Consider the following 20,758-nt stretch of genomic DNA (forward strand, 5'->3'; position numbering starts at 1 on the left):
ATTCATTTTATAAGTGGCGGTCCGGACGGGACTCGAACCCGCGACCTCCTGCGTGACAGGCAGGCATTCTAACCAGCTGAACTACCGGACCACTTTATCATGTCTTTGGTTGCACACTTCGTGTACCACGATTAAAACATTATCGTCGCACCCTTCAGGTACTCCCATTTTTCACTAGCCAAGAAGAAATATCGACGTAGTAAGTGAATTATTATGGTTGCGGGGGCAGGATTTGAACCTGCGACCTTCGGGTTATGAGCCCGACGAGCTACCCCTGCTCCACCCCGCGATGATGATAGGTATTCTCTATGAAACTGATAAAGATGGTGGAGGATGACGGGCTCGAACCGCCGACCCTCTGCTTGTAAGGCAGATGCTCTCCCAGCTGAGCTAATCCTCCGGATTGGTCTTGAAAATATATGGTGACCCGTACGGGATTCGAACCCGTGTTACCGCCGTGAAAGGGCGGTGTCTTAACCGCTTGACCAACGGGCCATCTATGTATGTTGTGATGGCGGAGAGCGAGGGATTCGAACCCTCGAGACCGCTGTAGCAGCCTACACGATTTCCAATCGTGCTCCTTCGACCTCTCGGACAGCTCTCCGTGGCTCCACAGGCAGGATTCGAACCTGCGACCGATCGGTTAACAGCCGATAGCTCTACCACTGAGCTACTGTGGAATGATCATCTTGCCTGGCAGCGTCCTACTCTCGCAGGGCGAACCCAACTACCATCGGCGCTGAAGATCTTAACTGCTGTGTTCGGCATGGGAACAGGTGTGACCTCTTCGCTATTACCACCAGACAATGCAAGAATTCATATGGAATGAACCCTCAAAACTAGATAAGAAACATTCATGCTGTACATCTCATGCGTGCCGAGCACCGGAGTGCTTGGTCTTTGGCGTTGACTTACTAAGGGATCTGGCGCTGCGGCTAGATCCAGCTCCGGAAACCAGAAACTGCGGCCTAAGTGATAGCCCTTCAAGGGTAAAACCACCCTTTACGGCCTCTCGCTTATTCCTCCGTTTCTAAACGGTTTCCTCCGCTTTTCGTTTTTTAGTTAAGTCCTCGATCGATTAGTATTCGTCAGCTGCACGTGTCACCACGCTTCCACCTCGAACCTATCTACCTCATCGTCTCTGAGGGATCTTACTCATTTAAAATGATGGGAAGTCTCATCTTGAGGGGGGCTTCATGCTTAGATGCTTTCAGCACTTATCCCTTCCGCACGTAGCTACCCAGCTGTGCTCCTGGCGGAACAACTGGTGCACCAGCGGTGCGTCCATCCCGGTCCTCTCGTACTAAGGACAGCTCCTCTCAAACTTCCAACGCCCACGACGGATAGGGACCGAACTGTCTCACGACGTTCTGAACCCAGCTCGCGTACCGCTTTAATGGGCGAACAGCCCAACCCTTGGGACCGACTACAGCCCCAGGATGCGATGAGCCGACATCGAGGTGCCAAACCTCCCCGTCGATGTGGACTCTTGGGGGAGATAAGCCTGTTATCCCCGGGGTAGCTTTTATCCGTTGAGCGACGGCCCTTCCATACGGCACCGCCGGATCACTAAGCCCGACTTTCGTCCCTGCTCGACTTGTAGGTCTCGCAGTCAAGCTCCCTTCTGCCTTTGCACGCTACGAATGATTTCCAACCATTCTGAGGGAACCTTTGGGCGCCTCCGTTACTCTTTGGGAGGCGACCGCCCCAGTCAAACTGCCCACCTGACACTGTCTCCGAACCGGATGACGGTTCTGGGTTAGAATGTCAATACAGCCAGGGTGGTATCCCACGGATGCCTCCGCCGAAGCTGGCGCTCCGGTTTCCAAGGCTCCCACCTATCCTGTACAAGCTGTACCAACATTCCATATCAGGCTACAGTAAAGCTCCACGGGGTCTTTCCGTCCTGTCGCGGGTAATGCGCATCTTCACGCATAGTATAATTTCACCGGGTCTCTCGTTGAGACAGTGCCCAAGTCGTTGCACCTTTCGTGCGGGTCGGAACTTACCCGACAAGGAATTTCGCTACCTTAGGACCGTTATAGTTACGGCCGCCGTTTACTGGGGCTTCGGTTCACAGCTTCGGGACGAAGTCCCTAACCATTCCCCTTAACCTTCCAGCACCGGGCAGGTGTCAGCCCCTATACTTCGCCTTACGGCTTTGCAGAGACCTGTGTTTTTGCTAAACAGTCGCTTGGGCCTTTTCACTGCGGCTTCTCCTAAAAAGAAGCACCCCTTCTCCCGAAGTTACGGGGTCATTTTGCCGAGTTCCTTAACGAGAGTTCTCCCGATCATCTTCGGTTACTCACCGTGCCTACCTGTGTCGGTTTGCGGTACGGGCACCTATTTCCTCACTAGAGGCTTTTCTTGGCAGTGTGAAATCAGGAACTTCGGTACTAAATTTCCCTCCCCATAACCGCCTGGAATCATGTTGAGTGGATTTGCCTGCTCAACTTCCTCACGGCTTGGACGCGCATGACCAGCAGCGCGCTTTCCCTATCCTCCTGCGTCCCCCCATCGTTCAAGCGGATTTAGGTGGTACAGGAATATCAACCTGTTATCCATCGCCTACGCCTTTCGGCCTCGGCTTAGGCCCCGACTAACCCTGAGCGGACGAGCCTTCCTCAGGAAACCTTGGGCTTTCGATGAAAGAGATTCTCACTCTTTTTTCGCTACTCATACCGGCATTCTCACTTCTAAGCGCTCCAGCCGTCCTCACGATCGACCTTCACAGCCCTTAGAACGCTCTCCTACCACTGACATCGTAGATGTCAATCCGCAGCTTCGGTGGTGTGTTTAGCCCCGGTATATTTTCGGCGCAGCGTCACTCGACCAGTGAGCTATTACGCACTCTTTCAATGATGGCTGCTTCTAAGCCAACATCCTGGTTGTCTAAGCAACGCCACATCCTTTTCCACTTAACACACACTTTGGGACCTTAGCTGGCGGTCTGGGCTGTTTCCCTTTCGACCATGAACCTTATCACCCATGGTCTGACTCCCAAAGTAGATTGATTGGCATTCGGAGTTTGACTGAATTCGGTAACCCGATGAGGGCCCCTAGTCCAATCAGTGCTCTACCTCCAACCATCATCCTTTGAGGCTAGCCCTAAAGCTATTTCGGAGAGAACCAGCTATCTCCGTGTTCGATTGGCATTTCACCCCTACCCACACCTCATCCCCGCACTTTTCAACGTGCGTGGGTTCGGGCCTCCAGTCAGTGTTACCTGACCTTCACCCTGGACATGGGTAGATCACACGGTTTCGGGTCTACGACCACCTACTATGTCGCCCTATTCAGACTCGCTTTCGCTGCGGCTCCGTCTTTTCAACTTAACCTTGCAGGGGATCGTAACTCGCCGGTCCATTCTACAAAAGGTACGCCGTCACCCATTAACGGGCTTCGACTACTTGTAGGCACACGGTTTCAGGTTCTATTTCACTCCCCTTCCGGGGTGCTTTTCACCTTTCCCTCACGGTACTGGTTCACTATCGGTCACTAGGGAGTATTTAGCCTTGGGAGATGGTCCTCCCGGATTCCGACGGAATTTCACGTGTTCCGCCGTACTCAGGATACACTCCGGAGGAAACCACATTTCAAGTACAGGGCTCTTACCTTCTATGGCGGGCCATTCCAAGCCGCTTCGTCTACATGGTTTCTTTGTAACTCCAAAGGAGTGTCCTACAACCCCAGAAGGCAAGCCTTCTGGTTTGGGCTGATTCCGTTTCGCTCGCCGCTACTTGGGAAATCGCATTTGCTTTCTCTTCCTCCGGGTAATGAGATGTTTCAGTTCCCCGGGTCTGCCTCGCATCACCTATGTATTCAGTAATGCGTACTATCCAATAACGGATAGCGGGTTCCCCCATTCGGAAATCTCCGGATCAAAGCTTACTTACAGCTCCCCGAAGCATATCGGTGTTAGTCCCGTCCTTCATCGGCTCCTAGTGCCAAGGCATCCACCGTGCGCCCTTCTTCACTTAACTAATAACGCATGATGCATTAAATCGCGACAATATATATTGTCTTGCTTTAAAGTTTGATGTTCTGGCATGTTGTTTCTTATCTAGTTTTCAAGGTTCACAAGAGAGATTGATCTCTCAAAACTGAACAAACAACCCAATTACGTGTCTACTACGAAGTAGTAGTTCCAATGTCCAGGTTCAGCTCCTAAAAGCTAGCGTATAGTTCATCTCGTTTCCTGACTCCAAAACCCGGAGTCTGTAACCGATCTGATCTATCCGTACGCTTTTGAACAGTCGCTTCACCTTTTCCAATTATCCTTAGAAAGGAGGTGATCCAGCCGCACCTTCCGATACGGCTACCTTGTTACGACTTCACCCCAATCATTGATCCCACCTTCGGCGGCTGGCTCCAAAAGGTTACCTCACCGACTTCGGGTGTTACCAACTCTCGTGGTGTGACGGGCGGTGTGTACAAGGCCCGGGAACGTATTCACCGCGGCATGCTGATCCGCGATTACTAGCGATTCCGGCTTCATGCAGGCGAGTTGCAGCCTGCAATCCGAACTGAGAATGGTTTTATGGGATTTGCTTAGCCTCGCGGCTTCGCTGCCCTTTGTACCATCCATTGTAGCACGTGTGTAGCCCAGGTCATAAGGGGCATGATGATTTGACGTCATCCCCACCTTCCTCCGGTTTGTCACCGGCAGTCACTCTAGAGTGCCCAACTGAATGCTGGCAACTAGAATCAAGGGTTGCGCTCGTTGCGGGACTTAACCCAACATCTCACGACACGAGCTGACGACAACCATGCACCACCTGTCACGCTGTCCCCGAAGGGAACGCCTTGTCTCCAAGGTTGTCAGCGGATGTCAAGACCTGGTAAGGTTCTTCGCGTTGCTTCGAATTAAACCACATGCTCCACCGCTTGTGCGGGCCCCCGTCAATTCTTTTGAGTTTCAGCCTTGCGGCCGTACTCCCCAGGCGGAGTGCTTAATGCGTTAACTTCAGCACTAAGGGGCGGAAACCCCCTAACACCTAGCACTCATCGTTTACGGCGTGGACTACCAGGGTATCTAATCCTGTTTGCTCCCCACGCTTTCGCGCCTCAGCGTCAGTTACAGACCAGAGAGTCGCCTTCGCCACTGGTGTTCCTCCACATATCTACGCATTTCACCGCTACACGTGGAATTCCACTCTCCTCTTCTGCACTCAAGTTCCCCAGTTTCCAATGACCCTCCACAGTTAAGCTGTGGGCTTTCACATCAGACTTAAGAAACCGCCTACGCGCCCTTTACGCCCAATAATTCCGGACAACGCTTGCCCCCTACGTATTACCGCGGCTGCTGGCACGTAGTTAGCCGGGGCTTTCTGGTCAGGTACCGTCAAGGTACAAGCAGTTACTCTTGTACTTGTTCTTCCCTGACAACAGAGCTTTACGACCCGAAGGCCTTCATCGCTCACGCGGCGTTGCTCCGTCAGACTTTCGTCCATTGCGGAAGATTCCCTACTGCTGCCTCCCGTAGGAGTCTGGGCCGTGTCTCAGTCCCAGTGTGGCCGATCACCCTCTCAGGTCGGCTATGCATCGTCGCCTTGGTGGGCCGTTACCCCGCCAACTAGCTAATGCACCGCGGGCCCATCTGTAAGTGACAGCCGAAACCGTCTTTCCATTTCCGATCAGGAGAAAGGAAATACTATCCGGTATTAGCCCCGGTTTCCCGGAGTTATCCCAGTCTTACAGGCAGGTTGCCCACGTGTTACTCACCCGTCCGCCGCTCATTCCGCCAGAATCACCCCGGAGGGGTCATCTGGTTTCCTGCGCTCGACTTGCATGTATTAGGCACGCCGCCAGCGTTCGTCCTGAGCCAAGATCAAACTCTCCATGAAAGTGTTGATGCATTGCTCGTCAGAGCTGACGTTGATCTTATGATCATGTCGTTTAGTTCGTAATTGGTTGTTTTGTTCAGTTTTCAAAGATCAATTTCGTTCTGCCGCTCGTTTGGCGACTAGAACATCATATCATGTTTCAACTTGCGTTGTCAACATGTTTTTTATCTCTGTGCTGTCAGGCGTTGTTGCTCGCTGACGACGCCTATAAATATAACACGCACTCCAATCATCGTCAATAGTTTTTTTATAATAATCTTGAACTCATACAATATGCCGTACACAGCCAAACCAGCTTAGCACATATCCTCCCATAAAACCATATCAGCATCAGCACTGATTTAAACGAGGACAGTAACTTACATCGACAGCTGCCCTCGTATTTTTTATCATCATTCTTTGATTCGGTATTCCCGATGGTATATTGCCTTGCCTTTCGTTTCTGTCAGCACCGCTTCAATGATCTCCTTCTCCTCTAAATAATTGAGGAGTGCACTCAAATGCGCAGCATAGGCTTCCACTTCCGGTCTGTTTTTCAATTCCCCGAAGGTCCATGCCTCATCCTTCATACGCATGACACGCAGCAGGTGCTCCGCAGCGGAGTGGGATCTGGCATTGATGGCAACATTGACGGCAAGCAGCATAAGCTGCACCCGCTGATCCGTTTCCTCCTTACTCTGGATGAATTCTTCACAAAGCTTATATACTTCCGAATCTATTCTACGCACCTGATTCCAAACGGTGACTTCCGGGTGATGTCCTTTTTCGATGATGGACAGCCGAGCCAGGTAATGCAGACAACGGACCATCCGCGTATATGCATCGAGGTACTGCCCGCTGTCATGGAGATCCTTTGTCTCGGCATAGGCACTTATCAATTTTGCAAATTCGATCGTCATTTTCAATTTCCGCTTTTCATATGGGAAGCTCGCCAGCTCGTTTTTCAGTTTTTCAATATATTCATTCCGATCGAAAACAACCTTTCCTTCGAAGATCCATTCAACCGCCCGCCGATATGTGCTAGTGTCAATCCAATAATGAAGCAGCGACTCCTCGACGATATGCATCGCTGCTATCTTCCCCTCATAACTGTAATGCTTCGTGAACCACGGCTCGTCTGCCTGTTTGACGATCACCAACAGAATCATATCGAAATTATCCGTGGTCGGACTTACCGGCTTTGTCTTTTCCACTAGGATGATACCCAATGTATTCGGCATACTGGCACGTTCTTGATAAATCGGACGAAGAATGTTCTCCAAGGCAATCCCTCCGCTGTGTAATTCTATATATTTTAGTAGTAATTCAACATATTTCTTCAAAATCCTCTTTTACCTGACAAAAGAAAAGCCTTCATCACAAACGTGACAAAGGCATTTCTATCTATAGAAGACTGCGCTCGAGGTTAATGCTTGGTTGTTTGCTGACAATCCGGGCACGTACCATACAACTCTAACCGATGGTGAGTTACATCGAAATCAGTTACCTGGGCAGCGAGCTTCTCTACTTCATAAAGACTTGGATAATGGAAATCGACAATCTTCCCACATGAATCGCAAATCAAATGGTAGTGTTCATCTGTATCACAATCGAATCGGCTGGAGGAATCTCCATAAGTCAACTCCCGTACCAACCCGTTCTCACGGAACACACGAAGGTTGTTGTAGACCGTTGCTACGCTCATATTAGGAAACTTATCCTCTAGCGCTCGATATATATCATCAGCGGTAGGATGGATCTTGGAATTCAGCAAGAACTCAAGCACCGCATGACGCTGTGGTGTTATTCTGACGCCGGATTCTTTCAATCGCTCCACTGCTGCTTGTAATCTCTGTTCAGACACCGTCATGCACCTCGCTTTCACTTGTAGATAAAACATTTGTCTAAACGATGACTATTCTTACATTATACTTCTTCTAAATTGTAAAGGGCGTTGCCTGATCTTGTCAATAAAAAACCCTGCTACCCTTTAAATATCCGGGACAAGCAGAATCTCTTCTGCCCCATGCAGGAGATTGGCATACCTTGCCGCGACAAAAAGATAATCAGACAAGCGGTTAATGAAGCGGAGTACCTCGTTGCTGCCATCTCCCTCTGCCAAAGCGACAATCAATCTTTCCGCTCGTCGTACAATGGTGCGCGCTTGATGCAAAGCAGCAGAGCTTGGGCATCCGCCTGGCAGGATGAATTGTTTCAGCGGCGGCAGCTCTTCTGTCCATCGATCGACTTCCATCTCCAAACTGGCTGTGTGCTTTGCTTCCAGCTTCCATTGAACCTCTTTATCAGGCGGCGTCGCAAGTTCAGCTCCTGCATGAAAGAGCAGTGTCTGGACACGCTGCAATGATTGACGGAAAGGAGCATTTTCAACCGTCATTAAACCGACTGCCGTGCCAATTGCTGCATTCGCTTCATCCAACGTGCCATAAGCCTCGACGCGAGGATGATTTTTCGGCACCCTCGTTCCATAGATAAGGGAAGTCTCCCCTTTATCCCCTGTTTTCGTGTAAATCTTCATTAGTATCCTCTGTCCAAATCGATTTTATTTATATACTGCTTCTCGGCTGATTCGTCTGTATATACCGTTAAGTTCTTTTCGAAGATATCCATTGCCCGCTCGATATAATGCGGGGATTTACCGGCCATATGCGGAGTCAACACAACACGTTCATGATCCCAGAAAGGATGATCCTCAGGAAGCGGTTCCTCTTCGAAAACATCCAGCACGGCAGCTTTTATCTTTTCTTTGTCCAAAGCATCCAGCAGCACTTCCGTCGCCACTGCATCTCCACGCCCCATATTGAGGAAGACCGCATGCTTCGGCATAAGGTCGAAGTGATTTTCTTTATAGAAATATTTGGTTTCCTTCGTACTTGGCAGAATGGAAATCAGATAATCTGCATGCGGAAGGACTATGTCAATATCTTTCTGTTTATATACTTCATCAAAATACTCTTTCGGAGAACCGCTGCGGCTCACACCGATTGTATGCATCCGGAAGGCTTTCCCTAACCGTGCCACTTCCTGACCGATGGCACCAGCCCCGACGACTACCAGTTTTTTCGCTGTGATTTCATCTATCATCAGATCCTTATCCCATACATGCTCTTCTTGCTTCTTCAGGAAAGCACGCTCATTGCGGGCCACAGCCAGTATCGACGAAATCGCATATTCCGCCATCTGGATTCGATGGATACCATTGGCGTTTGTCAGCATGATGCCTTTTTGGGCCATCAGCTCAAGCGGCAGATTATCGACACCAGCAGAAATGACCATGATCCACTTCAGCTTATCCGCTTTGCGGAGCGATGCCTCATCCGCTCCCCTTCCGCCGGTAACCAAGATTTCCGCTTCTTTGATGCGTTCCTCTGTTTCTTCTTTTGTGGAACTGAAGTGGAAAGTGATATCCGGATAAGAAGTTTCAAAATGCCGTTTCATTCGCTGATCTATTTTCACTGCTACGAGAACTTGCATATGTATCCCCTCCAAAAGTGTATGTATTTGTTTTCTCCCTTTACTATACCCTTTTTGCATCGAGCACGAAAAGCAACAGCCTTCATAAAAAAAGCCCAGACACTTAATGTCTGAGCCAATATCATGTAGGGGAGGTTTCATGCTGTACTATATGCAAGCAATGACCTCCCTGTATATGCGCTTGTCACGGATTGAGCCCTTTCAGTTCATCCAGTACAAATATGCCATCCTTGCGTATCAGCACATCATCAAAATAAATCTCGCCTCCGCCATATTCGGGGCGCTGGATGAGCACCAGGTCCCAGTGGACGGAGGAGCTGTTGCCATTCTCGGTCTCGTCATAGGAATCCCCGGGCGTGAAATGCAGGCTGCCGGAAATTTTTTCATCAAAGAGGATATTCCCCATCGGCTCCTTGATGACAGGATTCACCCCGAGGGCAAACTCACCAATGTAGCGTGACCCTTCATCTGTGTCCAGCACTTCATTCAAATTATCGGTGTGATCGGATACTGCCTTGACAATCTTCCCATTCTCGAAGGTGAGGGATACTTGATGATGGATGACACCTTGGTAAGGACTTGGCGTATTATATGTAATCGTCCCATTCACACTGTCTTTGACAGGTGCGGTGTATACTTCCCCATCCGGTACATTATGTGTACCTGCACAAATGACTGCTGGTATGTCTTTGATGGAAAATGAAATATCCGTTTCCGGACCGACGATACGAACGCGATCTGTACGCTCCATCAAATCCTTCAACGGCTGCTGTGCTTGGCGCATCACCTCGTAATCGACTGTGCTTACATCCATCACATAATCGTAAAATTGATCATGATTCATCCTCGCCTTCTGCGCCGCCGCAGGTGTCGGATATTCGAACAGCACCCATTTCTGGTTTTCATACAAGTAGTCATCGGATGCCTTCATCAGCTTCCCATGCTTGATGAACTGGTCATTCGGAACGCTGCCCAGCTCTGCATCATTTTCTTTTCCCCGAATCACGAGAAAAGCATCAGTATCCTTGAACTGTTCCAAATTCCATTTATCGGTCAAACGGAACTGTTCTGCCGGGGCATGCTCCATGATGATTCGTTCTGTTTCTTCTTCATTCCAAAATAAGAATGGAATAGCACCCAGCGCATACGTTTCCTTCAGGATTTCCTTCACAAGCGGTTTACTGGCTGGAACTGCACTGATAATGACTTTCTCATTTTCTTTCAGCTCCAGACTATGAGATAAAAGCAGCTTGGCTAGTTTATTCAAGCGAGGATCTTTCATCGATATCATCTCCTTTATTTTCCATCATAACAAAAACGACCCAATGCATGTGCATTGGGTCGCGAATATCATTGCAGGTTGTCCTGGATGAACTGCAGCGCTTCTTCGGTATGTCCGTCCACTTTCACCTTGCGGAATTCCTTTTGAAGGTTTCCCTCTTTGTCGATGATGAAAGTGGAGCGTTCGATTCCGTAATATTCTTTGCCGAAGTTCTTTTTCAGCTTCCAGCATTCGTAATCTTCTGCCACGGCATGGTCTACGTCTGCTAGCAAAAGGAATGGCAAATCGAATTTGTTGATGAATTTTTCGTGGCTTTCTATCGGGTCCGGGCTGACACCGATGATGACTGCATCCAGATCGGTGAATTTATCATGATTATCACGGAAACTGCACGCCTCTGTCGTACAGCCTGGTGTATTATCTTTTGGATAGAAATAAAGTACGACGTTTTTACCTTTGAAGTCGTGAAGGGAAACGATTTCTCCGTTTGTCGCAGGCAGGGTGAAGCTTGGTGCTGCTTTGCCGATTTCTGTTGTCATGGAAAGACCTCCTTGAATTACTGATATATCTTAGCGTATCCGATTTAAGCCAGGAGCACAACTAATCTCCTTCGCCATTCATCTTTTGCCTTACGACCGTGTGCTGCCATACCTTCAAAACCAATCCAGACGGCAGCAGATATCCGATCAGCGCCTCAATCAGTGCCAGGAACCGACCGACACCTACAGGCAGGATATCACCGTAGCCTACGGTAAGTAACGTGACCCCGCTGAAATAGATGGAATGCAGCAAGGAACCTGCAAGCGAGGAATCGATCAGGTCACCGCCTTCTGCAAGAACGATGCCTTCAATCGACAGGATGAAATAAAACAGGCCAAAAGCGAGCATCACACTAACATATAGGAACAACAAAGATAGGAATAAATCGATAGAAAATATCGAGGAGGATTTCACCTCATGTTTAAAAAAGGAATACATACAGCCGATCAAGGCAATGAATATCACGATCACCAATACAAACACCATGTCCATCCCTCCGGTCCAGCTGCAAAAGCCAGGAAGTGGTGGATACGCAATGGGAAGGACACATTCCGCCCTCCCTTTTTCATCCTTCCATTCCCAAACGCTTTCTCCGCTTTTCTAATTAGTTATTAGTTTACGAGCGGCATGTCCCGACTATGTGCAAGCAAGCTGCTTTTTTCGAAGAGCCATAGGGACTGTGCTATACTGGAGGAGAGAATGATACGGAGGTTTACCTATGATGAATAAGACGAAATCAGAACAGTTACATAAAGAAGCACAGGAGCATATCGTCGGCGGTGTGAATTCCCCATCCCGCTCGTTCAAGGCCGTCGGCGGCGGTTCCCCGATATATATGGAGAAAGCACAAGGGGCTTATTTCTGGGATGTGGATGGCAACAAGTACATCGATTATCTAGCTGCATACGGCCCGATCATCACTGGTCATGCGCACCCGCATATTGCAGAAGCCATCACCAAAGCAGCCCACAACGGTGTGTTATACGGAACACCGACACGCCTGGAGAATCAATTCGCGCAAATGCTGAAGGAAGCAATCCCTTCCCTGCATAAAGTCCGCTTCACGAACTCCGGTACAGAAGCAGTCATGACGACGATCCGCGTCGCCCGTGCCTATACCGGACGCAATAAACTGATCAAATTTGCCGGCTGCTATCATGGCCATTCCGATCCGGTACTGGTGGAGGCAGGGTCAGGTCCTTCCACCCTGGGTACACCAGATTCCGCTGGTGTACCAGCATCCATCGCGGCAGATATGATCACCGTTCCATTCAATGATCCAGATGCATTGTATGACGCTTTGGAAAAATGGGGCGACCAGATTGCCGGTATCCTTGTCGAACCGATCGTCGGCAACTTCGGCATCGTGACACCAGAGCCCGGCTTCCTTGAAAAGGTGAATGAGTATGCGCATGCCAAAGGTGCACTTGTCATCTATGATGAAGTAATCACAGCGTTCCGCTTCACCTACGGCAGCGCCCAACAGCTTCTCGGCGTGGAACCGGATCTGACAGCAATGGGTAAAATCATCGGGGGCGGCCTTCCGATTGGTGCCTATGGCGGCAAAAAAGAAATCATGGATCAAGTCGCACCTCTCGGACCTGCTTATCAGGCTGGTACAATGGCCGGAAACCCAGCCTCCATGGCAGCAGGCATCGCTTGTTTGGAAGTACTGCAGCAGCCAGGTGTATATGATAGCTTTGAAGAGCTTGGGGCGAAACTGGAAAATGGCATCAAACAGCATGCAGCCGACGCTGGCATAACGATCACTGTCAATCGCGTAAAAGGCGCTCTTGCGGTCTACTTCACAGATGAAAAAGTAACGAATTATGCACAAGCTTCTGCATCCGACGGCGAGAAATTCGCCCAGTTCTTCCAGCTTATGCTGGCTCAAGGGATCAATCTTGCTCCTTCTAAATATGAAGCATGGTTCATTACGACCGCCCATACAGAGGAAGATATCGATCGGACATTGGAAGCCGTGAAATCAAGCTTCGAACAAATGAAATAAGGGTATGCTAAAAGGCATCAGCACTTTCGCTGATGCCTTTTTTGTTCTGAAATATTTCTTCAGATAATACTTTATTATCTCAGGGCATTCGTGTAACATCATATAGAATAGTTTTTCAAGGAAAGAACGGAGGATCCAAGAAATGAAACTTGGTGCCAGAATGCTTAAAACTGGCGTGGCAATCACTCTTGCCTTATATGCAGCGACCTTACTTAACTTGACGCCGGTGTTCGCTGCCATCGGAGCTGCCTTCTCGATGCGGCAGTCCGTCTATCAATCCTACATCGGGCTTATGGATCAGGTGAAGGGGAACGTCGTTGGTCTGGTCGTCGCTGTTGCGATGTATTACACCTTCGGAACGGAACCGATCATCATCGGGGTTTCCGCCATCCTTACCATCGGGCTTTGTGTAAGCCTGAAAATACGGGAAAGCGTCATTGCGATCGTATCCCTTGTTTCCGTGATGGAGAACACGAGCGGTATGGATTTTCTCCCGTTTGCCCTGCTGCGGTTCTCGACATTGACATTAGGTATTTTATCTGCCTTTTTTGTGAATCTTGTTTTTCTTCCGCCTAAGTATGAAGTCGTACTATTGCAGAAAATCGATCAATTCAGCACGGAGATCCTGCAATGGCTGCGCGTGGCCACCCGCAACTGGTCGGATCAGCCGGCTCTGAAGGATGAAATAGCGAGAATCGAATCGGAAATCCAAAAAATAGACGATATCTATACTCGTTTCACTGAAGAACGGACCTACACCCAAAAACAAAAACTTGTGAAAGCTAGAAAACTGGTTGTCATCCGTCAGCTCATCACGACCTTGAAACAGTCGCACGGCATCCTAAAAGAAGTATATGATCTGGGGGAAAAGATGTCAGAGCTTCCGAACTGTTCAAGCGAAACATTCGTCGAAGAACTCGATAAGGCCATCATGTCACATGAAAAGCTGATTCTGAGTGCAATGGGCCGTATCAAGCACCAGCAAGAAGAAAGCAGCATCCGCGAAACACTGGATCCGGATATCCCGGCACTTGTCGACCTGCTGATCCATGTCTTCGAAAACAAGGAAAACGATGAGAAAATGCTCTTCCTTCCGCTAGCTTCGCGCCTGATGGAATATCACAGAGAGCTGGATAGACTGAAACGGCTGTTGAACAGCTACCTCCGATACCATAACGAGGACTCAACAGTGGTCATGCCAAAGGAATAAATACATCACTCTAATGGAGTGGTGTATTTTTTATATTCAATTTAATTTAATGGAAATGATGACTTCAAAGCAGCTCGGGAAAGATGGGTACTTCATTCAAAAGCTACATAGTTGAATATCCCATGCTTTTATTTTCCTGGCCGCTTATAACAAGAAAATGGTGCCCGAAGATGCAAAAGGAAAAGACTGTTGAGTTTTACTGCTCAACAGTCTTTTCCTTTAATTTCTCCAACCTTACCTGTCTCCTTTTAATTATTTCTTTGTAATTAAAATACGAGCCATCGTATGTTTTCTTGAATAATCGTTGTGCATGTAAAGCGGAAATTAGCGCCAAACCTGCAATCCAAAAAGAGGAGCTATAAATTCCTGATACTAATAACCCAGCGCTTATAAAGATCCATAATATAATGGAGTGTTTCATCACTATTCCTCCAAATTATAGGTATGGACTTCTTCTGAACGCTTTGAAATATTTAGCGCTTCAAATAAGAGAGCCTTTGAGGCTACGTACGCATTATATTCAATTCGCTCAAGCATATCATACGCCCTACGAAGTGTTTTATCTATTACGAGTATGCCGTGTTTATTCAGCAGCATCGCTTTAGGCAGTGTTGCAGCTGGCAACTCACTTAGATGATCTTTTACAATAGCTGCCAGCTCTTTAGAAGTAGCTGGCGCGAATGGCAATGTCGGAATTTGGCCAAGTTTTTGCGTGGCCTCCGTCAAGTTAGGCAGCTCCATACCTAAAGTTGCAAATACCATGGATTCCTTAGGGTGCGCATGTAAAACACAACCAATATCCGAACGTTGTTTGTAACAGGCCATATGCATGTTTATTTCACGTGTTATATTTCCCTCCCCTTCTACCTTTTGCTCATTCATATCCACTACTAAAATCTCATAAGGTTTTAAATCGCAGAACTTTTCTTGAGACATCAAAGTCGGAGTCATGATGATATGGTCTCCATTCATACGAACACTCACATTTCCTCCCGCTGCATTTGTCTCATAGCGATCAAACATCATCTTTACAACTTTACATAAGTCTTCTCGTTCTTTACGATATAGCATCTGGGTTTACCTCCAATTTTTTGATTTTTATCATTGGCAGCATCTGCTCTGCTTGGATTAAATCAAAATCAGTGCAATTCCGTTTTGTCACTTTAGATGCAGAACAAGCAGTAGCATAAGCAATTGCTGTTTCCAGATTTGCTCTAAGTGCTAGTTGTGCAAGGAAACTCCCAACAAAAACATCACCTGCACCTGTATCATTCACTTCTTTGACCTTCGGCGGAAAAACGCGGTATATTTCACCAGCGTGGACAACATAACTTCCCTCTTCCCCAAAGGAAGCAGCTATATATGGAACGCTTTCATTCAAAACTAATAAACGATCTTTCATGGATTCCATTGCTGGAGTCAGTAGTTCCTCTAACTCAAACTGATTCGGTTTTATAAAATCCACTTCCATTTTTACCGCCAGCTTAAGGGCATCCCCAGAAAGATCACACGCAATAAAGCTTCCAGCCCGTTTACCAACATCGATAATTTCTTTCAGCTGTTTCAGTGTATAATCAGGGGGAAGCGAACCCGCTAAAACAAGCATATCGTCTTTTTTCAATAACTTTTGCAGTTGGAAAATCAACTTTTCATGATTGGTCCTTGAAATGCGAAAGCCGCTTCCCGTAACCATCGTACTTCCCTGGCTCTCCTCATCAATTAACACAATGCACTCCCTGGTTGATGCATTTTTTTCAACGATCAACTGATGAGTCACTTGTTTCGCTCGCAGGATTTTTTCCATCTGCAGTTGATTCTCGGACCCTATAAAACCTAACGCAATATTTTCAATACCAAATTTGCTTAACACATGCGAAACATGGAATCCTTTCCCTCCTAAATCGTATTCTGCCGTTTTTACACGATTAGTTTTCTTTTTCGTTAACATACCGCTTGTTTGGATAAGCCGATCGATGGCCGGATTAAGCGTGACGGTGTAAATCATTTTTTTGGCCTCCTTACGCTACTTCTTCCTCCTTGTTTAAAGCTTCCGTACGTTTTTTCATCATTCTATAGTAGATTACGAGCAGCACAATCCATACTGCTCCAAAGAAGATTCCCAGAATGCTGCCGCTTGATGCATCTGCAAATATATAGCGGAAAACCGGATACTCAAGTGTACTCCAGGACAAGAGTTGACCTTCTGCAATATTTACTGCATTGGTATCCCGAGCAAGCTTTGTAATGGTTGGTGCGAATCCTGTAGCAATATATAAGAATATTGGAGTCGTCACACTACCGAGCAATATCATCCGAAGTAAATTTCCTCCCGTGATGATTAAAGCCGGAACAGCTAAAGACGTGTTGATAATCCCGGCAAACGGAAGAACATTGTTACCAGGCAGGATGATCGCATAAATAAGGGTAATTGGTACAAGGATTATCATTGCTACCCATACTTCGTTACTTCCGGCTAGTATTGGCCAGTCGAGCCCAATAAAGAGTTGTCTGTTTTGAAACTTCTTTCTCATAAAATCAGAAACTGCTTCTGATAAAGGAGATAACGCCTGCATAAACAATTTTGCCACCATCGGGAACAGCGTCAGTGCAGTCGCAGCCTGAACTGCCAACATCAAGCTTTCCTGTACAGAGTAACCAGCAGCAATACCTAGTAATAGACCAATGATGAAACCCATCACATGGTTTTCTGCAAAAATACCTATTCTCTCTTTCAAGGTATCTGCATCTACATGCTTATCCAGAAATGGCACTTTACTAATCAGCCAGTTAAACGGGAGCAGGAAGACACCAAATATCATCATACTGTGCGACACCGTCACACCAGGAATTCCGGTTATTTTTTCGATTTGCTTTTGATTCACATCCCCTAAAAGTAGTTCGATGACCATTTGGAAAGCTGCTACTAAAAAGGAAAGGATGATATTTCCGCTTACTCCAATAACAAGTACTGCCGTAAGGATTTTCCCCCATACATTCCACAAGTCAACGTTTAATGTCTGGGTCCTGTTGATGATCAACATCACTGCATTGACAGCCATTTGTAACGGAAACATAAGGAAGGCTAAAGGCCACGCCCAGGCTAAGGTTGCTAAAGAAGTCCATCCGCCATCGATGATATTGAGTTCAATACCAGTACGCTCTACCAGCCCCTGTGCTGCAGGCGTCAGCGCGTTGAGCATAAAGCTGATGACAATATTCATCCCGATAAATGCCACGCCAAGAATGACAGCAGCACTAAATGCATCTTTCCATTTCATTTTTGCTGTGATTCCTACAATGAACATCAGTAACGGAACGAAGACTGCCGCTCCCAGATCTAATACATATTGAAAGATTTGTTGTAAAAGATCCATCCATCTCCACCTCCTACGATTTTAAAAGCGAGATCAGTTTTTCCGTTTCTTCCTTCATTCCCATACCCGTTAAAAAAGCAATTCCATTTAAAGTAGGGATATCATAGTGTTTTTTGGCCTTTGTAATGGCGATATATACATGGCTGGTCTTGATATACTGATCCAACGATTTAATATCGACTGCCTCCACGTTCGCTTTCACACCATTTTCATTCAAAATTTTTTTTACTTTGGATGCGACCGTCTGACTGGTCGCTACACCAGAACCACATGCAACGATAACTGTTTTCATCTTGCTCACTCCTCAAACTTTTTTTTGATAAAAGAAAATAATGTATGCTGTTCTTGATTAGACTGAAGTCCTTCGACGAACTCAAGACTTGAAAACTTTCCCATCAGGAGTTGCAGCAGCTTTACTTGATCACCTGTATCTTTAATGCCAAGGATAAAAAAATAATCGATTAATATCTGTCGATTTTCCGTCCCCATATGAATGAATGGAAGCTTATATTTATTTTTAACTACTGCCACAAAACCTTTATTTACGTGCTCCGGGTCTGTATGCGGGATACCTATATTAATTTGCTCCAGGGCCAAACCTGTTGGATACAGTTCCTCCCTCTCTGTGATTGCACGGATAAAAGTAGATTTTACATATCCCCTCTTTTCCAGCTCCTCCCCTATAAATAAGAAAAGGTCTTCCGTATTCCTTGCATCAACATCCAGAAATACAAGCTCTTCATGTAACAAATCCACTTCACTCATCTTGGTCACCTCCTTTTTCCTCTGTTATAAATTTCAGAGCATCTTCCTCAGATGAAGCGCTTACAATTTTATTTAAACTATCCTCTTCTAAAAACAGTTCATTTAAATGTAATAGTGTAGGAACGTGGAGATGATAATCACTTGGAGCTAAGACAACTATCACCTTGGCAAAATGGGAATCCGGCATTTGAATTTGCTTCCTGCAAATAAGTATGGAGAAATCCTGCTTGTTCACTCCATCAGACGGCTGGGCATGTGGAAGATAGACATGCGGACCAAGCATCATCCTGTCACTCTCCCGTTCGAATATCTCATATAATTTTTGTGAATAACCTTCTGTTATGGACTCCCTGGATAATAAAGGTTTAATAGCATACGCTAATGCATCCCGCCAATGAATTGTTTCATCCAGGAATAAAATATGTTCTTTCTTAAAAGGGAAAAGATGCGAGTTTGTACTACTTTCCATTTTTAATTTTGGGGATTTATTAAAGAAGTCTACAATTTTATCGTGAACAATCTGGTAATTGCCTTCGTTGATATGTTCTTTTAGATAATAAATTAATTCCTTGGCTTTCTTATCCGCATTACGGTTAATATGTTTATCGATGGCATTTCGTATCTCCGATCTAGCTGCTCGATTTAAGAAGGGTTTCACTATAAACGTTTTCTTGGATGTATTAAGAGGGACTGTGGAAAAGATAAAATCCACCTCCTGTTCATATTCCTTGAAATGTCTTTCTGCATAAGCCCCCATAAATTGAATATGACTAAACATATCTTTTAACGTTTCCAATAACAGCTTGGAGACAGAGGTTCCATTTCTGCATACGACTAATGCTCGAAACGCATATTCTTGTCTTTCTTCCGTTCGATAGATCCATGCTTGAATGATCATGGCCAAATAAACCAATTCTTCCTTGGAAATAGAAGCTCCAATAGACTTTTCGATTGGATAAACCGATTTTGAAACGATAGCAAACATGGCAGGAAATTCCGCAATAAATTGTTCAGTTAATGGATTTTGTATTGAAAGATTGAATCTTATCCTATATATTGCTGGTCTAAGATGAAGCAATATTTTATTCAAAAGCTCTGATTTATCAAGTAAATTGGTTGCAAGCTGTGTATCGACCATATCAATTGTTGTTCGGACCGCCAAGGACAATTCATTGCTCGAAGAGATTGCCAGTACAGATTCAAGCATATTGGATGACAGGATCTGCAATGCTAAATACGTTTTGTCTTCATCATCCAAATGACTATCCCAGAACATATGCTTCAAGGTTTGGATTTCATTTGATTGTTCCATATCTGCCAAATCGAATTCTGCCCTCCAAGAAGCATTTGAATGTTTCATTCGCTGTATAAGGAGATACAATACAACAGGTAAATCATCTATTTGCTCATCAGTTAAAGCTATCGACAACTTCTTCTCCATATTGATCAACCGCCGCCGTAGGAAAAAGATATCTTCTTTGTCAAGGAAACCAAGACGGCAGAGGAAGGAGAAACCGAATTGCGCTGCTAAAACCCTTTTAATTTCCTCAATAAAAAGCTTTCGTATCTTGAACTCTTCCCCACTGATACTGTATCCATTTTTTCTGGTATAGTTTAACTCAATCATTTTTTCAGATAATATATCTCTTATTCGTTTCAAGTCTTGCAGAGCCGTATTTTTGCTTACCTGAACCAAATCAGCCAAGTCTTGTAATGCAGGATTTCCATCTGTGATGCAGAGCTTGATAAACAGCAAACTTTCGCGCATTTCAGGAGCAATATAATTCAAATCGGCCATAACGCCATGCTTTAGAAAATAATATAAACCTTCTCTAGTACTTTCATTGATCGTAATATTGCCATTCTTACTATCAATCCTAATAGCTTCTCTGTTTTCTTTTATTAGGTACTGATTCACATCGTCTATACAGGCTTGAAGACTGCGTTTATTCCTGCACATCTCTTCTTCAACAGCTGTTAATGTTGATGAATGGTGCTCTAAAAAATACAGGACTAAATCACTCACTTCTTTTTTCATTTTTTCACTCCCTTCTTGACTCTTCCTAATCTCATTATATTCAATGAAAAATCGCGTGAGGTCTGATATATCACAATTTAGGTAAGCGCTTCCATTTGCGTTTGTGATGAAGTTTGGGTAATAGGGGGGAACAAGTCAGTAATTGTTTTCTCATGCTATGCTACCCCTGTATCCATGCAACTAAAATAAACAAAAAAGGATAGATGAACAGGTCTCCCTGT

16 protein-coding genes, 6 tRNA genes and 3 rRNA genes are annotated in these 20,758 nt (G+C 46.1%); 2 read left to right on the forward strand and 23 right to left on the reverse strand.

All coding sequences use genetic code 11. The features are described 5' to 3' along the window. Window positions 1-14 precede the first annotated feature (14 nt). From MHI54_RS03865 to MHI54_RS03940, 16 genes are all read right to left on the reverse strand, one after another. Window positions 15-91 (reverse strand) — tRNA-Asp (locus MHI54_RS03865). Window positions 92-214: 123 nt separating this feature from the next. Continuing rightward, window positions 215-289, reverse strand: a tRNA-Met gene (locus tag MHI54_RS03870). A gap of 35 nt (window positions 290-324) precedes the next feature. Beyond that, window positions 325-400, reverse strand: a tRNA-Val gene (locus MHI54_RS03875). Between the two features lie 20 nt (window positions 401-420). Then, window positions 421-495: transfer RNA gene (locus MHI54_RS03880), tRNA-Glu, on the reverse strand. Window positions 496-512: 17 nt separating this feature from the next. Beyond that, window positions 513-604 (reverse strand) — tRNA-Ser (locus MHI54_RS03885). Window position 605: 1 nt separating this feature from the next. Beyond that, window positions 606-680: transfer RNA gene (locus tag MHI54_RS03890), tRNA-Asn, on the reverse strand. Window positions 681-691: 11 nt separating this feature from the next. Further along, window positions 692-804 (reverse strand): 5S ribosomal RNA (gene rrf, locus MHI54_RS03895). Window positions 805-1,058: 254 nt separating this feature from the next. Then, window positions 1,059-3,983: ribosomal RNA gene (locus MHI54_RS03900) — 23S ribosomal RNA — on the reverse strand. Window positions 3,984-4,284: 301 nt separating this feature from the next. Next, window positions 4,285-5,846, reverse strand: a 16S ribosomal RNA gene (locus MHI54_RS03905). Together the 16S, 23S and 5S rRNA genes with 6 tRNA genes alongside form the textbook arrangement of a ribosomal RNA operon. Before the next feature lie 392 nt (window positions 5,847-6,238). Next, window positions 6,239-7,108, reverse strand: coding sequence for a nucleotidyltransferase-like protein (locus MHI54_RS03910; protein ID WP_095217310.1), 870 nt, complete (start codon window positions 7,106-7,108; stop codon window positions 6,239-6,241). Between the two features lie 143 nt (window positions 7,109-7,251). Next, window positions 7,252-7,689 (reverse strand): peroxide-responsive transcriptional repressor PerR, encoded by a 438-nt coding sequence (gene perR, locus MHI54_RS03915; RefSeq protein WP_198946075.1) that lies wholly within the window; start codon window positions 7,687-7,689, stop codon window positions 7,252-7,254. A gap of 126 nt (window positions 7,690-7,815) precedes the next feature. Further along, complete coding sequence (locus MHI54_RS03920) at window positions 7,816-8,361, reverse strand: cob(I)yrinic acid a,c-diamide adenosyltransferase (RefSeq protein ID WP_340082333.1); 546 nt, start codon at window positions 8,359-8,361, stop codon at window positions 7,816-7,818. After that, window positions 8,361-9,317 carry a D-2-hydroxyacid dehydrogenase gene (locus MHI54_RS03925; RefSeq protein ID WP_340082334.1) on the reverse strand — a complete coding sequence of 319 codons (957 nt, stop codon included), beginning with the start codon at window positions 9,315-9,317 and terminating at the stop codon, window positions 8,361-8,363. Before MHI54_RS03925 ends, MHI54_RS03920 begins: the two co-directional genes overlap by 1 nt. 184 nt (window positions 9,318-9,501) lie before the next feature. Next, window positions 9,502-10,599: an aminopeptidase gene (locus tag MHI54_RS03930; RefSeq protein WP_340082335.1), complete on the reverse strand. Its 1,098-nt coding sequence runs from the start codon at window positions 10,597-10,599 to the stop codon at window positions 9,502-9,504. A 68-nt stretch (window positions 10,600-10,667) separates the two neighbouring features. After that, entirely contained in the window at window positions 10,668-11,138 is a 471-nt protein-coding gene (bcp, locus tag MHI54_RS03935) for a thioredoxin-dependent thiol peroxidase (RefSeq protein ID WP_095217305.1), read from the reverse strand. Between the two features lie 61 nt (window positions 11,139-11,199). Beyond that, window positions 11,200-11,625, reverse strand: coding sequence for a potassium channel family protein (locus MHI54_RS03940; protein WP_233135194.1), 426 nt, complete (start codon window positions 11,623-11,625; stop codon window positions 11,200-11,202). Window positions 11,626-11,860: 235 nt separating this feature from the next. Here MHI54_RS03940 and MHI54_RS03945 point away from each other — a divergent pair, with 235 nt between their 5' ends. Both MHI54_RS03945 and MHI54_RS03950 read left to right on the forward strand, forming a co-directional pair. Next, window positions 11,861-13,150 (forward strand): glutamate-1-semialdehyde 2,1-aminomutase, encoded by a 1,290-nt coding sequence (locus MHI54_RS03945; protein ID WP_340082919.1) that lies wholly within the window; start codon window positions 11,861-11,863, stop codon window positions 13,148-13,150. A 142-nt stretch (window positions 13,151-13,292) separates the two neighbouring features. Then, window positions 13,293-14,360 (forward strand): aromatic acid exporter family protein, encoded by a 1,068-nt coding sequence (locus MHI54_RS03950; RefSeq protein WP_095214865.1) that lies wholly within the window; start codon window positions 13,293-13,295, stop codon window positions 14,358-14,360. Window positions 14,361-14,556: 196 nt separating this feature from the next. On the opposite strand, the gene MHI54_RS03955 is transcribed toward MHI54_RS03950, so the two are convergent. From MHI54_RS03955 to MHI54_RS03985, 7 genes are read right to left on the reverse strand one after another with little or no spacing between them, the layout of a single operon-like run. Next, entirely contained in the window at window positions 14,557-14,781 is a 225-nt protein-coding gene (locus tag MHI54_RS03955; protein ID WP_095214866.1) for a hypothetical protein, read from the reverse strand. 2 nt (window positions 14,782-14,783) lie between these two features. Further along, the gene (locus MHI54_RS03960) at window positions 14,784-15,431 is read right to left on the reverse strand and encodes a class II aldolase/adducin family protein (protein WP_095214867.1); all 648 of its coding nucleotides are present in this window, start codon (window positions 15,429-15,431) and stop codon (window positions 14,784-14,786) included. Continuing rightward, window positions 15,418-16,365, reverse strand: coding sequence for a 1-phosphofructokinase family hexose kinase (locus MHI54_RS03965; RefSeq protein WP_340082336.1), 948 nt, complete (start codon window positions 16,363-16,365; stop codon window positions 15,418-15,420). The genes MHI54_RS03960 and MHI54_RS03965 overlap by 14 nt, the downstream gene beginning before the upstream one ends. 13 nt (window positions 16,366-16,378) lie before the next feature. Continuing rightward, window positions 16,379-17,734: a PTS transporter subunit IIC gene (locus tag MHI54_RS03970; protein WP_095214869.1), complete on the reverse strand. Its 1,356-nt coding sequence runs from the start codon at window positions 17,732-17,734 to the stop codon at window positions 16,379-16,381. 13 nt (window positions 17,735-17,747) lie between these two features. Continuing rightward, window positions 17,748-18,026, reverse strand: a complete 279-nt coding sequence (locus tag MHI54_RS03975; RefSeq protein WP_095214870.1) for a PTS sugar transporter subunit IIB — start codon at window positions 18,024-18,026, stop codon at window positions 17,748-17,750. 5 nt (window positions 18,027-18,031) lie between these two features. Then, the gene (locus MHI54_RS03980) at window positions 18,032-18,499 is read right to left on the reverse strand and encodes a PTS sugar transporter subunit IIA (protein ID WP_340082337.1); all 468 of its coding nucleotides are present in this window, start codon (window positions 18,497-18,499) and stop codon (window positions 18,032-18,034) included. Further along, the gene (locus MHI54_RS03985) at window positions 18,492-20,537 is read right to left on the reverse strand and encodes a BglG family transcription antiterminator (protein ID WP_095214872.1); all 2,046 of its coding nucleotides are present in this window, start codon (window positions 20,535-20,537) and stop codon (window positions 18,492-18,494) included. Before MHI54_RS03985 ends, MHI54_RS03980 begins: the two co-directional genes overlap by 8 nt. Window positions 20,538-20,758 lie beyond the last annotated feature (221 nt).

The sequence above is a fragment of the Terribacillus sp. FSL K6-0262 genome, from assembly GCF_037977385.1.
Lineage (GTDB): Bacteria > Bacillota > Bacilli > Bacillales > Amphibacillaceae > Terribacillus.

Bases quoted from the DNA above. Each gene is read 5' to 3' on its own strand.
- MHI54_RS03920 (WP_340082333.1), bottom strand. From the start codon at position 8,361: ATGAAGATTTACACGAAAACAGGGGATAAAGGGGAGACTTCCCTTATC.
- MHI54_RS03925 (WP_340082334.1), bottom strand. From the start codon at position 9,317: ATGCAAGTTCTCGTAGCAGTGAAAATAGATCAGCGAATGAAACGGCAT.
- MHI54_RS03930 (WP_340082335.1), bottom strand. From the start codon at position 10,599: ATGAAAGATCCTCGCTTGAATAAACTAGCCAAGCTGCTTTTATCTCAT.
- bcp (WP_095217305.1), bottom strand. From the start codon at position 11,138: ATGACAACAGAAATCGGCAAAGCAGCACCAAGCTTCACCCTGCCTGCG.
- MHI54_RS03940 (WP_233135194.1), bottom strand. From the start codon at position 11,625: ATGGTGTTTGTATTGGTGATCGTGATATTCATTGCCTTGATCGGCTGT.
- MHI54_RS03945 (WP_340082919.1), top strand. From the start codon at position 11,861: ATGAATAAGACGAAATCAGAACAGTTACATAAAGAAGCACAGGAGCAT.
- MHI54_RS03950 (WP_095214865.1), top strand. From the start codon at position 13,293: ATGAAACTTGGTGCCAGAATGCTTAAAACTGGCGTGGCAATCACTCTT.
- MHI54_RS03955 (WP_095214866.1), bottom strand. From the start codon at position 14,781: ATGAAACACTCCATTATATTATGGATCTTTATAAGCGCTGGGTTATTA.
- MHI54_RS03960 (WP_095214867.1), bottom strand. From the start codon at position 15,431: ATGCTATATCGTAAAGAACGAGAAGACTTATGTAAAGTTGTAAAGATG.
- MHI54_RS03965 (WP_340082336.1), bottom strand. From the start codon at position 16,365: ATGATTTACACCGTCACGCTTAATCCGGCCATCGATCGGCTTATCCAA.
- MHI54_RS03970 (WP_095214869.1), bottom strand. From the start codon at position 17,734: ATGGATCTTTTACAACAAATCTTTCAATATGTATTAGATCTGGGAGCG.
- MHI54_RS03975 (WP_095214870.1), bottom strand. From the start codon at position 18,026: ATGAAAACAGTTATCGTTGCATGTGGTTCTGGTGTAGCGACCAGTCAG.
- MHI54_RS03980 (WP_340082337.1), bottom strand. From the start codon at position 18,499: ATGAGTGAAGTGGATTTGTTACATGAAGAGCTTGTATTTCTGGATGTT.
- MHI54_RS03985 (WP_095214872.1), bottom strand. From the start codon at position 20,537: ATGAAAAAAGAAGTGAGTGATTTAGTCCTGTATTTTTTAGAGCACCAT.